The organism is Paenibacillus sp. Paensp111 (assembly GCF_059492195.1).
Map to the genome: position 1 here is coordinate 2,743,317 of NZ_CP168527.1, position 13,051 is coordinate 2,756,367.

The window sequence follows — 13,051 nt, forward strand, 5'->3', positions numbered from 1 at the left end:
CAATTCTCCTCTTCTTCCCTCAATGATTCCATTATCCCGTGCATAACTTTCGCTGCGCCTAAGAAAACATTAAGAATATATTAAGATTTCCTATAAGTTGGTAGATTAGGGAACTAGACTAGAGAATCTTATGAACAAATAGCGACAAAAAAAGCATGTTCCTTCCTGTGTAGGAAGAAACATGCGTAGTCGATCTTAATGGTTCGTTCCCGGTGCATTCTGACTGATCCGCACGGTGAATACCGTCCGTTCCTCATCACTCGTAACCCGAATCGAGCCATGGTGTAGGTCTACAATATGTTTTGCTATGGCAAGTCCGATACCCGAGCCGCCCGTATTCTTATCCCTTGACTTCTCCACTCTATAGAAACGTTCGAACAAGCGCGGAATATCCGAGTCGGGGATCGGTTCGCCATAATTGATCACATCAATTACCGCTTCATTTCCTTCCATCCTTCCCTGGATATCCAGGAACCGTCCCTCATTGCCGTAACGGATCGCGTTGGAAATGAGATTCTCATACACTCTTCTAAGCTTGTCGCCATCCGCAATTACGATCATTTGGTTCTGCTCAAAAAACAGCCTCGACTCCATCCCACTTTCGCCTAGCTGCCACTGGAACTGGGCTGTAATCTGATGGAGCATCTCCACCAGGTTAATTCTCGACTTATTCAGCGTCATTTCGCGGTTCCGAAGCCGAGTGTACTCGAATAAATCCTCCAGGAGCTGCTTCAGTCTAAGCGATTCCTCATAAGCCATATTGTTATAATATCTGAGCTCCACTTCATCCCGGTACCGGTCCTGGTCAATAAGACCAAGATATCCGGTAATCGTGGTTAGCGGTGTCCTAAGGTCATGGGATACATTCGTAATGAGCTCATTCTTGGTCTGCTCTGCCCGCCGCTCTTCCTCCAGCGAGATTCTAAGCCTCTCCATCATCCGGTTAATATCGGCAGCGAGCTGACCCAGCTTGCCTACCGAACGAACCGTAACTTTGCGGTCAAGCTGTCCCTCTTCGAGATTGTGCACCTCTTCAATAAGCAGGGCCAGGTAATTCTGCTCTTGTCTTCGGCTCTCTCTTCGGTACAGATAGATCCCTGTCAACACGATTACCGGAATGGAGGCGACGTAATAAACCTCTGGACGACCTATCCCAAAATAAAAGAATTGGACAACACGGATGATATTCATGTTACCGTAATTGTAATACAGGTAATTAATCAGAATATAGAGCAAGGAGCACAGAATAGCCGAGACCACCACGGTCCAGAAGAACCATTTGAAGAATCTTAAACTAGATCTCAATTTTGTAGCCAACCCCCCATACGGTGCGAATCAGCTTCTCCCCGTGCATTTCCTTCTCCAGCTTGTCTCGCAGGCGGCTGATATGAACCGTAACGGAGTTGTTGTTCTCAAAGTACTTATCCTTCCAGATCAGCTCAAAAATATCCTCCGAGCTGAACACCCGCCCAGGCTGGCTGGCCAGCAGGAAGAGGATGCTGAATTCGATCGGGGTAAGCTTAACCGGACGATCGTCCACTTTGACCGAGTGGGTCTCCTTGTCGATCTGTAGAGAGCCGAGCTCAATCAGATGGTCTCTGGCCGTCAGCGCTGGCTGCGCACTGTAGAAGGCGCGTCTCAATAATGACTTAACCCGGGCTACAAGCTCCAGCGGATTGAATGGCTTGACCATATAGTCGTCCGCCCCGGTCATCAGGCCCGTTATTTTATCCATATCGCCGTCCTTGGCGCTCAGCATCAGAATGGGGGTCATATTCGTCTCCCTGATCTTGAGACATACCGTAATCCCGTCCATGCCCGGCATCATGATATCGAGAACCACCAGATGGATCACTTCATTCTGCATAATCTCCAGTGCTTTGAAGCCGTTCTCGGCTTTGAACACGACATAACCTTCATTGAGAAGATAAATTTCGATCAGCTTCGCAATTTTGTCATCGTCATCCACGATCAGTATGTGTCTTTCCATACTCTTCATCCTTTGTCATTGATTTGTGCTTGAATCATCATATCATGATTCGGAATTTTGTTTTCAAACAAAAGGTTAAGAAAGAGTTAAGAAGTTCTTAATATTTTGAAGAGGTCGGCAATGGGTTAATACGTTACAATGGGAATCAGTCAGGAGGAGTGGAACCTTGATTCTATTTATTCATCGAAAAGATTTGCGCACGCATGACCTTGCTGCGCTTGAGCATATCGCCCGCAGACAGCAGCGGAGCCTGCATCTATTCATTGCCGATCCCGCCCTGCTTACCTCTGTACGTAGAAAAGAGCATAGCGGGGTTCACTTTCTCAGTCAGGTTAGGAGATTACAGGAATTATATATACAGGCAGGACGGAACCTTCATATTCTGTATGGGGACCCCGGAGAGATTGTAGATTCCATCCTTGGTCAGTATCCGGTTAGCGAAATGGTGGTTGGACGTGATTATACGCCCTACTCGCTCGCACGGGATCATAAGCTTGAGGAGACGGCCGAACAGCATGGCGTTCCATTCACCTCGCTTCCGGATCAGACCTTGATCGATCTCGAGGATTTCCATGCTTTTGCCGGGCGTAAGGAGCCTTATAAGGTATTTACGCCCTTCTACCGCAAATGGAAAGAATATGTGGAGCTGTTCTTTCGGCCGCCAGGATCTGTCTCGGTGTCTGACCTGCATACCGCAGAGCTGGAACCGAAGCTCCTGGAACGCTTCCGGCTTCCATTTCTTCTGGAGGACTACCCCATTGCTGAGGAGCCGAGTATTCGGCTCGCTGACTTTATTGAGGACGATCTGTATAATTACGAGCATGGACGCGATCAATACGGATTGGACGGGACAAGCCGAATCAGTGGGGCACTGAATATCGGCGCGCTGTCGATACGAACCGTCTACCAGCAGGTGATGGGTATTCCGGAAGGAGAATCCTGGCGCAGACAGCTCGCCTGGCGGGACTTCTATCTCTATCAATCCGTCTTTGATCCAGACTTCTATCACTATGAGCAGCGCTATGATCTATCCCTGCTGGACGACAAGCTGTTCAGCGCCTGGGCCCAGGCCGAGACCGGAATTCCGGTCATCGACGCCGCCATGACCCAGCTGAACGAGACCGGACAGCTGCCTAACCGGCTGCGGATGGTGACAGCCATGTTCCTGACTAAGAACCTGCTCTGTCCCTTCCCTCTGGGAGAAGCCTACTTCCGGCTGAAGCTGGCTGACTACGATAACGCCCCGAACCGCGGAGGCTGGCTGTGGAGCTCCTCCCTCGGCTTCGATGCAGCCCCTTACTTCCGGATCATGAATCCGGTGAATCAGTCAGAGAAGTTTGAACCTCTGGGCAGCTATATCCGCAGGTGGCTTCCGCAGCTTGCGGATATAGAGGGACGGGAGATCCACCGTCCACGGCCCCATGCCATAGTGGACCTGAAGGCTTCCCGGGAACGAGCGATCGGGGTCTATAAGGAGATACTGAGGAGTCGGACGGCGGGTGGACCGCAAGAGGAGAGCTAACATACGCGATAAAACTTGTGGGTTTTACGAAGATCAACCTAATAAAAAAGAACCGGCCTATGCCGGTTCTAGTCACATATCGGCTTAAAATCAAAATAAGCCATGCTTATAAGCAAGATTAAAAAGCTCAACCCAGGTAATTATTGTACCAAAGGTAAAAATAACTATAAGAAACAAGAAAGTTCTAGTCTTTCTTTTAGTGAAATAAACTAAGATTGTCATAATTAGCGCTACGACAGCTAAAATATTAGAAATGAAAGTTTCTAACAAGACATCAACCCTTACTCTACTGAATTATGATAACAATAATCAGGTATATCAAGTGCATAGACCACAGTTACACCATAGCCATCATTTAACCTCCTATAATTTGTTTAATATATAACTAATTACCATTATAAATTGTTAAAGATCAATAATCTACTCAATGAAAAGGATTCATATAAACCGTACTTCCTTACGAGGCCGAAGAGATTTTGCTTAGTTACTTCTTTCAGAAGTTATAATATCCAATTCCTCAGAATAAGCCTGGCTGTTCATCAGCCAGGCTTCATTTTACTATTTGATTTGCTTGATTCTTGTCCAGTTCATTTCCCAATACTGTGACGCTATTATAAATCGAACCAACATGACCGTATCCTCTCTAATGGAATACAGGTAATAACTGCTTATATCCCAGCAGCAAGTTTCTTGAACATACTGAGATATGGCTTGATTTCTTTGCTTATACTCTGAACGAACTTACCAAACTCTGCCGAATCATATTCGTCTCCTACACCGACCATCCGGTGAACCTTACCTTTCTGGTATTCGAATGAAAAGAAATATCCATCCTTCAATGGTTCAATGTAATCTTTATCTCCAAGTATACGGAGCAAAAACTTACTGTCCTTATACTCAAATGAATAAGGTGGATCGGCGGCATATGCGTGTCTTACCGTGAACCCGGACACTAATACCTCGCCTTTAAACTTACCCTGCTGAATGGAATTCTCAGGAAACCGGGCATCTGCAATGCTCTTCGTCACCAGTTTTCCTTCCCCATACTTTTTATCCATATACCAGTTACCTATGTACTCTTCCTTCCTTGGGTTATCCCCGTCTTGAATCACTGTTGTAAACTTGCCGTAACCGGATCTCAGCCCATTCGCCCAGCTCCCTGCATACACTTTATTCTTGCTCCAAGTCATTGTACCGAACCCGTTCGGCTTGCCGTTCTTCACTTCTCCGTAATAGATAGCGCCATTTTGGTACTTCAGGGTAACCTTCTTAGATGCCGTTGCGGCAATTGCACCTGAGTTCACTAAGGCTAAATTCAGCAGCGTCATTGCTCCGATCAGGAGGATGAGGATAGGTCTCCATCTTCTAGTCATGTCTGGGTACACTCCTTTATTGTTCTATTGTACTTCACTAATATCGGCTATCGGCCAGTTTTATTTCAAAATCAAGAGTGTTAATCTCCTATTGGGATAGTGATCAAAATATCTAATTTGACATCAAACATGTTATCCTTGAACTACGACAGCCTACGAACTAGGAGATTTGACAATTATGATACAGAAGCTAACAAGATGGGCCAAACAGTTGAAAAGAAAAGTTTTTGTACTGTATTTCGCATATAAAGATGAACGGACACCTTGGACTGCAAAACTACTTGCTCTTTGTGTGGTTGCCTATGCGTTTAGTCCGATTGATCTGATTCCAGATTTCATCCCTGTGCTTGGTTATTTGGATGATGTAATTCTGGTTCCTCTCGGTGTTGCAATTACTCTAAAAATGATCCCCAAGCCAGTAATTGAAGACTGCACGGTCCGAGCGGAGCAGCAGATGAAAGAGAAGAAACCCGCAAATTGGATTGCGGGCAGTTTGATCATTTTGGTGTGGATCGCGGCGTTAATATGGATAACTACACTTGCTTTACGTTATTTCGGGTAATTTAATTCTTAACATGGTTAAAAGAAGCCTTGCTCACAACTAGTTGAGCAAGGCTTCTTCAATAGCGAGGTGACTCCTCGTTCACGTTCAAACCGCTATCCTAATACAAAAGCCTGGCTGATCACCAGCCAGGCTCCCGCCCACTCTATTTACTTTGCTTGATTCCATCCCTCACCGGAACTCCGAAATTCGGGGTTCCATCCTCGTTCCAGCCAAATACCTGTGCCCGGGTATGCCGGTTCGGATCATACAGCGGATCTCCGGTGATCTCCTTATAATTGCGGGCATGATAGATAAGGACATCCTGTCCATCCTCAGACACGGTGAAGCTGTTATGCCCGGGACCGTACTGGCCTGTCTCTTCATTCGTCTGGAACACCGGTTCAGGCGATTTGGTCCAGGACTGTGGATCAAGCAGATCGGATGATTCGTCAGCACTTAGCAGCCCCATACAGTAATTATGATCTGTTGCACTTGCCGAGTAACTGATAAAGATCCGGCCATTGCGCCTCAGCACCGCCGCTCCTTCATTGACCTTAAATCCGATCACTTCCCACGGATACTCCGGTGTGGAGATCATGACCTGCTCTCCGCTCAGCGTCCAGGGATTGCTCATGGCCGAGATATACAGGTTGGAATTTCCTTCAATCTCGGGATCCTTCTGTGCCCACACATAATAGAGACTGCCTTGATGTTCAAAGGTCGTCGCGTCCAGCGCGAAGGTCTCCCAAGCTGTCCGCATCTGTCCCTTCTCCACCCATTCCCCTTCCAGCGGATTGGCAGATTCATTCTCCAGCACATACATCCGATGATCGAACAGACCTTCCTTAGTCTCTGTTGTTCTGGCTGCTGCGAAATAGATATACCATTTCCCTTGAATGAAATGAATCTCCGGCGCCCAGATGTTCGCACTGAGCATGCCTGTCTCGTATTTGCGCCATGCCACAATAGGCTGGGCATCACGTAATCCCTCCAATGTGGCCGAACGCCGTATTTCAATCCGGTCGTATTCGGGAACCGAGGCGGTGAAGTAATAGTATCCATCAATATGCTTATACACCCAGGGATCAGCTCGCTGCTCCACTAATGGATTGTTATATTCTCTGGTTGCGTCCATTGTTCTCGTCTCCTTTAAATTAAGCGAATGCCGCTCTATATCTCTATGATTCATTAGCTTCAGCCCACCTGGACTGTCCCGGATAAGGACATTCGGAATCCAGCAGCTTGGCTCTTACCGCCACAAGACAGCCGCAGTGCCTGCATGTGGTTCCATATTGAAGAGACGGACAGCCCAGGCAGCGGTCAAGACGCCGCTCATACTCTTCGCCATCTACCACCGACCGGTTCTGTGTCGCCATTTCAATCAGCCTCGTTAGCTTCTCCGTGGATATCCGGACACTTTCCGAACAGCCCTTGCAGCCTTGGACACCCTGCATAACCCGGCTCATCTCTAGTTAAGGGACAGCACGAGAACAGAAGCCGGCGGCAGTTCAAATTCAAGAACTCCGTCCTTTAGAACCGCTTCCTCAAAAGCAACTGGAGCTACCCGATCCGGCTGCTCGAACGTATTGTGTGCGTTCAGGGAAGTGTGGGTCAGAATGCGGCCTGACACTTGTCTGCTATCCGCGCCTTCCATATGGCAGCTGAACTTGGCACTTTGCTCGTGGTGCAGATTACAAGCCGTCAAGTAGATCGCTCCCTCGGAATCCTGGGATGCCGAGACACTGATCTGAGGAATCGATACATCCCCATAGGTGTATTCCGGGCTGTCGAACTGAAGCTCGAGCAGCTGATTATCCATATGAACCTGATACATATCGAACACATGGTAAGTCGGCGTCAGCAGCATTTTGTCACCTTCGGTAAGAATCAATGCCTGAAGTACATTCACCAGCTGGGCGATGTTGGCCATCTTCACCCGGTCACAGTACTTGTGGAAAATATTCAAGTTGATCCCCGCAACCAGCGCATCCCGCAGCGTGTTCTGCTGGTACAGGAAGCCAGGGTTCGTTCCCGGCTCTACATCGCACCAAGTTCCCCATTCGTCGATGATCAGACCGACTCTCTTCTCGGGATCATACTTATCCATGATTGCGGAATGCTTCACAATCAGCTCTTCCATGTAGAGCGTATTCTTCAATGTGGCGAACCACTCGTCTGTGCCAAATTCTGTAGCCGAACCTTTGCTTCCGAACCAGTTGCCGGAGGGAATCGTGTAATAATGAAGACTGAGTCCGTCCATCAGCCTGGCCGCTTCGCGCATCAACACCTCGGTCCAGTGGAAATCGTCTGTATTTGCGCCGCATGCGATTTTATATACCTTATTCCCGCCGTAGTTCCGAACATAAGTGGAATAATGCCGGTACAGATCCGCATAATATTCCGGCCGCATATTGCCCCCACATCCCCAGTTCTCATTCCCCACGCCAAAAAATTGCAGGGACCATGGCTCATCACGGCCGTTCTCACGGCGCAGATTCCCCATTGGGGATTCCCCGTCAAAGGTCATATATTCCACCCACTGCTGCATTTCGCGAACTGTACCACTGCCTACATTTCCACTGATATAAGGTTCCGTATTCAGAAGCTCGCACAGGCGCAGGAATTCATGGGTGCCAAAATGATTGTTCTCTTCCACCCCGCCCCAGTTGTTGTTGATCATCCGGGCCCGCTCGGAATTGGGTCCAATTCCATCCATCCAATGGTATTCATCAGCGAAGCACCCGCCCGGCCAGCGCAGAACCGGAATATTCAGACGCTTCAGAGCGCCCAGTACATCATTACGGATACCCTCCGTATTGGGAACAGGCGAATCTTCTCCTACCCAAAGCCCTTCATATACACATCTGCCCAGATGCTCCGCGAAATGTCCGTACAAGTGACGGCTAATTTGGCCTTTCTTCTCCCCTGCGTTCAGCTTCATGTTTATCATTATGACTCGTCCTCTCCACTCCAGATTTATTGTCCCGATGCGGCTTGCTTGCCCCAGACCGAGATCCCTTTCTCATCCATTCCGGTAAAAACGAGCGTCTGCCGATTCTGCTCCCAGTCCCAGGAAGGCAGCAGCTGTACTTGGTCCACCTTCCCCTTGCCAGCTTCAGGGTTATCCCACGTCAGAGATAGCGTATATTTACCGTCAAAGGACCATGTTCCTTGAACCGAAGGGCCATTAATGGACCCATCGTTCTTAAGCTGCACACGGTTTGACTCCACTTGACCATCGACAGACGGGTCCATAATCAGGTAATCCCATTCCCCCGCTATTAGAGATTTAGGAATATCCTGCTGGGTCTCTCCCGCATAACGCTCCGGTGACACGACAGGCCAGCCGTCCTTGGTCCAGAGGATCTTGCGGACATGAAGATATGACCAGTTCTTATCCTCTTCACCTCTAGCATGATGGACAATGAAGTAATTTTCTCCATCCTTCAGTACGGAATTATGCCCGGGAGCAATCCATCCCGGATCCTCACCAAGCCGGTAACCGCCCAGAACTTTATTTCCCACCTCATATTGGGGCTCGTAGGACGTATCCGTCATCTCACGGCCGTTATAATCCACATACGGACCCGTAATCGAATCCGAACGGGCAACTCTTACGTTATAATCTTCAAATAAAGAGTCATAAGAGACGAACAAATAATACTTCTTGAATTTCTCGTTATATACAATATAGGGTCCTTCAACCGCCCCGTCCTCGGTGACCCGATCACGTGCGGCAATCAAGGTGCCGAAACCGGATTCTGCAGGCTTGCCCGTCTCGGGACTCAGCTGAATAATATGAATTCCTCCGAAGAAGGAGCCATATACCATCCACATCCTGCCTTCAGCATCCGTAATTACGTTCGGATCAATGGCGTTAAGTGGGTCCTCATTTCTTGTCTTGATGACTGCGCCCTCATCGGTCCAAGGCCCCTCGATAGATTGGGATGTAGCCATTCCGATCATGGATTGTCTGCTTCCAAAGGTCGAAGCTGAATAATACAGACGATAGGAATCTTTGTATTTCACAACATCAGGCGCCCACAATCCGAGCGCTCCAGACCAGGCTTTGGCTTCAGCAGGTACACCCGGCAGGGCGTACTGCACCCATTTCCAATGAATGAGATCGTCCGATCTGCGGACCATGACACCCGGCTTTGGTTCCCCGCCAACCTTAACATCGGTCGAGAACACATAGTATCCCTGATCCGTCTTGATGATGCCCGGGTCATGGGCATTGTTGATAGTCCAGGAAGCCTCATTGTCAATCACAGAAGTATCATACATGGTGAATTCGCCGGGAGAGGATGGAAAGACGGGCTTTGCCGTATTGTCACCTGTACATCCGCCTGCCCCGAATAACAGAAGCATTGGAATAACCATAATCGCCCTCCATTTTGTCCGTGGGATCATCCCTTAACTCCGGAAATGGCCACCGACTCAATAATTTGTTTTTGGAATACCAAGAATGTAATCAGGACCGGCAGCAGGGCAATGATGGAAGCTGCCATGATTAACGGGTAGTCCGTCTGAATCGCATAAGTTGCATTATAGTTGGCAATAACGAGCTGCAGCGTCTGATTCTCCGGGGAGTTCAGGTAGATAATGGGTGCCAGATAGTCGTTCCAGATGCCCATGAACCAGAGGATGAGCTGCGCGGCAACCGCAGGCTTGATGAGCGGGAACGTGATGGTCGAGAACAGCCTGAAGTAAGAGCTCCCGTCAATCTTGGCTGCCTCAATAATCTCGTTCGGCACGCTGACGAGATACTGCCGGATGAAGAAGATCATCACGATATTTCCGAATAGACCCGGCACAATCAAGGGCAGCAGCGTATCAACCCAACCCAGCTCCGAGAACATGATGAACTGCGGGATCATGACTGCCGGATAAGGAATCATAATGGCGGACAGCAGCAGCAGGAAGATCTTGTTCTTATGCGGGAACTTCAGCTTGGCGAACGAGAACGCGGCAAGGCTTGAAGTAAATGTACCGACAATGGTTACACTCACAGCTACAATCAAGCTGTTCATAATCCCCGTAAGCAGCGGACCTTTCTCCCATATTTCCGCGTATTTATCCCAGTGGAATACATCCGGAATCCACTTCGGCGGGAGTGCAAATACATCCTGCTGGTCCTTGACGGATGTGGTAAGCATCCATAACAGTGGAGCAATCATGAAGATCGCGCCTATGGCCAGCAGGATAAAAATAAAGAAGTTGGCCGTACGTCTTTTTTGTGAATGGGACATGTTCATATTCGCTCCTTTCTCCTTGTGCTCAGTCGGCCTCGTAGGATGATTTCTCGTTCATTTTGAATTGGATTAGAGTAATTACAAAGATGAACAGTCCGAGTACGACGGCCATGGCTGAGGCGTATCCCATTTGCAGGTTGCCGAAGGCCTTCTGCCAGATGTAGAACACCACGGATGCGGAGGAGTACTCTGTGCCACCGGTCGAGGTCATGATGTTAATTTCAGTGAAAATTTGTGATCCCCCAATAATGCTGGTCACGACGATGAAGAACGTTACCGGCTTTACCATCGGCCAAGTAATATGTCTGAAGGACTTGAAGCCGGTGGCTCCATCGAGCTCTGCCGCTTCATAGTAAGTTCTTGGGATGCTCTGAAGTGCAGCCAGGTAGAGAAGCATCGTATATCCAAGACCTTTCCATACCGTCATAATAATGATTGCCGGCTTCACGGTATATTTGTTGGCAAGCCAGTTCGGTCCTTTGATGCCTAATAGCTCAAGGAATTGATTGACAAGTCCATAATCCCCGTTGTAAGCCCAGTTCCAGAGAATGGAGATAGCAGCCAGGGACGAGATCACCGGGACGTAATAGATAACTCGGAACGCAGTTGTTCCTGGGATTCTTCGGTTAAGCCCAAGGGCCAGCAGCAGAGCCAGGAACAGCCCGATCGGAATACCAATCATCAAGTAGATCGTGTTAAAAGCAGCCTTATAGAACAAATCATCCGAGAATAGATCCTTAAAGTTGCTTAGGCCGACAAAGCTCATCTGTCCAAGTCCATCCCAGTCTGTCAGAGACCCGTAGAAGGAATAGATGACAGGGAACAATGTGAAAATCAGCAGTCCCAGCACGGGCGGAAGTATGAACAAGTACCCGTAAATTCTCTCTTTTCGATAGAGATTTGATTTGGTTTCCATCGGTTTCACCTCAGCTTCAGATACCGGAATGGCAAATGATGTTAGCCATCAGGCAGCTAACATCATATGTTCCGGTTCGTGGTTACTTCTTGGATTTATTCTCCTGCTCAATAGCCTTGTCGAGAAGCTTCTGCATTTTTGGCTGCTCCTGCTTCACGTAATCTGCCGCAGACATCTTGCCGTCAAGAACCGGCTGGATATCTGTGAAGAACAAGTCGTACCATTCTGAATTGTAAGTGAAGTTAGCTGGAAGCGGTCTTCCATAATCCTGTACGATTTGAATAAATTCTTCTTTGTTAGCAGGCTTTGTGGTAGTATCCGCAGCCCATGTTTTTGCCATATCAACCATGTTCGGAATTTGCACTTTCGCTTTAACCAGCGCGTCCATACCTTCCTTGGAGGAAGTCAAATAGTTCACCAGCTCTACGGCTTCATCCGGATATTTTGTTTTCTTCGATACCCCGATACCAAGGGAGCCCGTCCAGGTTGCTGATTTGCCTGTAGATCCCGCTGGGTAAGGAATCAGATCATAATCGAACGGCAGCTTCTCATAGGTTGACATATCCCATGGCCCGACCGGGAAGAAGGCGAGCTGTCCTTTCATCCAGCGCTGATACGTATCAAGCGTCTGGGAGTCTGCAATGGATGGGGTTACTTTTGCCACATTCTGCAGATCGGCCAGGTATTGAAGGGCTTCAGCGAACTTAGGGTCATCCACAGTGACCTTGGTCTTGGTGGAATCGATGAAATCCGCACCGTTACTCCAGGCGAAGGCCTGAAGTGCCCAAGTAATATTGAACCCTGATCCGAACTGATCGAGCTTTCCGTCCCCATCGGTATCCTTGGTCAGCTTCTTCTGTACATCCAGGAATTCAGCCCATGTCATGGGCTTATCCTTATCCGGCACTGGGATGCCCGCCTTCTCGAACATGGTCTTGTTATATCCAAGAGCGAACGGCCCCACGTCCTTCGGCATACCGTAAATATCACCTTGACCTGCCATATTGCCGTCATAACGATACAGATCCACACCGTATTTCCAGATGTTATTCAAATCTATATTCTTGTTCTTCTCGATATAAGGAGATAGATTCATGAGCACGCCGCCGTTCACATACGCCTTCAGATCACCGGAGCCAAAATAGAACACATCTGGAAGCTTATTCCCGGTAATGGCTGCCTTTAACTTGGTGGCGTATTGATCCCCTGTAGTGATAACCGTCTTCACTTTAATATTCGGATGATCCTTCTCAAATTGCTTGACCACATTCTTGTAAGCCGTCTGCTCATCCGGTCCCCCGCGGAACATGAAGGTAAGCTCCTTGGTTCCTCCTTCCGCACTGCTTGACCCGCTTTTGCCACAGCCTGCCAATACAGCCGAGCATACGAGAATCAAAGATAACAATGTCAACCAACCTTTTTTCTTTGCCACAATAACCCCTCCTATAATC

Annotated in this window: 12 protein-coding genes; 2 read left to right on the forward strand and 10 right to left on the reverse strand. The window is 48.4% G+C overall.

What is annotated here, in order from left to right:
• Positions 1–195: 195 nt before the first annotated feature.
• Both ACEN86_RS12760 and ACEN86_RS12765 read right to left on the reverse strand, forming a co-directional pair.
• Positions 196–1,305, reverse strand: a complete 1,110-nt coding sequence (locus tag ACEN86_RS12760; RefSeq protein WP_495631006.1) for a sensor histidine kinase — start codon at positions 1,303–1,305, stop codon at positions 196–198.
• Complete coding sequence (locus tag ACEN86_RS12765) at positions 1,295–1,990, reverse strand: response regulator transcription factor (RefSeq protein ID WP_127199811.1); 696 nt, start codon at positions 1,988–1,990, stop codon at positions 1,295–1,297. Before ACEN86_RS12765 ends, ACEN86_RS12760 begins: the two co-directional genes overlap by 11 nt.
• A 166-nt stretch (positions 1,991–2,156) precedes the next feature.
• Between ACEN86_RS12765 and ACEN86_RS12770 the strand changes: the two genes are divergently transcribed.
• The gene (locus ACEN86_RS12770; RefSeq protein ID WP_495631007.1) at positions 2,157–3,512 is read left to right on the forward strand and encodes a cryptochrome/photolyase family protein; all 1,356 of its coding nucleotides are present in this window, start codon (positions 2,157–2,159) and stop codon (positions 3,510–3,512) included.
• A gap of 668 nt (positions 3,513–4,180) precedes the next feature.
• On the opposite strand, the gene ACEN86_RS12775 is transcribed toward ACEN86_RS12770, so the two are convergent.
• On the reverse strand, positions 4,181–4,885 hold the full coding sequence (locus tag ACEN86_RS12775; RefSeq protein WP_495631008.1) for a hypothetical protein: 705 nt from the start codon (positions 4,883–4,885) through the stop codon (positions 4,181–4,183).
• A 178-nt stretch (positions 4,886–5,063) separates the two neighbouring features.
• On the opposite strand from ACEN86_RS12775, the gene ACEN86_RS12780 reads away from it, so the two are divergent.
• Positions 5,064–5,447: a YkvA family protein gene (locus tag ACEN86_RS12780; protein WP_495631009.1), complete on the forward strand. Its 384-nt coding sequence runs from the start codon at positions 5,064–5,066 to the stop codon at positions 5,445–5,447.
• Between the two features lie 145 nt (positions 5,448–5,592).
• Here ACEN86_RS12780 and ACEN86_RS12785 read toward each other — a convergent pair whose 3' ends face one another.
• The 7 genes from ACEN86_RS12785 to ACEN86_RS12815 all read right to left on the reverse strand — a co-directional run bounded on the left by ACEN86_RS12785 (position 5,593) and on the right by ACEN86_RS12815 (position 13,032).
• Positions 5,593–6,564, reverse strand: a complete 972-nt coding sequence (locus ACEN86_RS12785; RefSeq protein WP_495631010.1) for a glycoside hydrolase family 43 protein — start codon at positions 6,562–6,564, stop codon at positions 5,593–5,595.
• Positions 6,565–6,607: 43 nt separating this feature from the next.
• On the reverse strand, positions 6,608–6,883 hold the full coding sequence (locus tag ACEN86_RS12790; RefSeq protein ID WP_495631011.1) for a DUF6171 family protein: 276 nt from the start codon (positions 6,881–6,883) through the stop codon (positions 6,608–6,610).
• Positions 6,884–6,897: 14 nt separating this feature from the next.
• Positions 6,898–8,379, reverse strand: coding sequence for an alpha-N-arabinofuranosidase (locus ACEN86_RS12795; protein ID WP_495631012.1), 1,482 nt, complete (start codon positions 8,377–8,379; stop codon positions 6,898–6,900).
• A 26-nt stretch (positions 8,380–8,405) separates the two neighbouring features.
• Positions 8,406–9,806 carry an arabinan endo-1,5-alpha-L-arabinosidase gene (locus ACEN86_RS12800; RefSeq protein WP_495634299.1) on the reverse strand — a complete coding sequence of 467 codons (1,401 nt, stop codon included), beginning with the start codon at positions 9,804–9,806 and terminating at the stop codon, positions 8,406–8,408.
• A 32-nt stretch (positions 9,807–9,838) separates the two neighbouring features.
• Positions 9,839–10,681: a carbohydrate ABC transporter permease gene (locus tag ACEN86_RS12805; RefSeq protein ID WP_495631013.1), complete on the reverse strand. Its 843-nt coding sequence runs from the start codon at positions 10,679–10,681 to the stop codon at positions 9,839–9,841.
• A gap of 28 nt (positions 10,682–10,709) precedes the next feature.
• Complete coding sequence (locus ACEN86_RS12810; RefSeq protein WP_495631014.1) at positions 10,710–11,600, reverse strand: carbohydrate ABC transporter permease; 891 nt, start codon at positions 11,598–11,600, stop codon at positions 10,710–10,712.
• 82 nt (positions 11,601–11,682) lie between these two features.
• Complete coding sequence (locus ACEN86_RS12815) at positions 11,683–13,032, reverse strand: ABC transporter substrate-binding protein (protein ID WP_495631015.1); 1,350 nt, start codon at positions 13,030–13,032, stop codon at positions 11,683–11,685.
• Positions 13,033–13,051: the final 19 nt, after the last annotated feature.

Coding starts and splice junctions, on each gene's coding strand:
- ACEN86_RS12795 (WP_495631012.1), bottom strand. CDS start 8,379: ATGATAAACATGAAGCTGAACGCAGGGGAGAAGAAAGGCCAAATTAGC.
- ACEN86_RS12780 (WP_495631009.1), top strand. CDS start 5,064: ATGATACAGAAGCTAACAAGATGGGCCAAACAGTTGAAAAGAAAAGTT.
- ACEN86_RS12790 (WP_495631011.1), bottom strand. CDS start 6,883: ATGCAGGGTGTCCAAGGCTGCAAGGGCTGTTCGGAAAGTGTCCGGATA.
- ACEN86_RS12775 (WP_495631008.1), bottom strand. CDS start 4,885: ATGACTAGAAGATGGAGACCTATCCTCATCCTCCTGATCGGAGCAATG.
- ACEN86_RS12765 (WP_127199811.1), bottom strand. CDS start 1,990: ATGGAAAGACACATACTGATCGTGGATGACGATGACAAAATTGCGAAG.
- ACEN86_RS12785 (WP_495631010.1), bottom strand. CDS start 6,564: ATGGACGCAACCAGAGAATATAACAATCCATTAGTGGAGCAGCGAGCT.
- ACEN86_RS12805 (WP_495631013.1), bottom strand. CDS start 10,681: ATGTCCCATTCACAAAAAAGACGTACGGCCAACTTCTTTATTTTTATC.
- ACEN86_RS12810 (WP_495631014.1), bottom strand. CDS start 11,600: ATGGAAACCAAATCAAATCTCTATCGAAAAGAGAGAATTTACGGGTAC.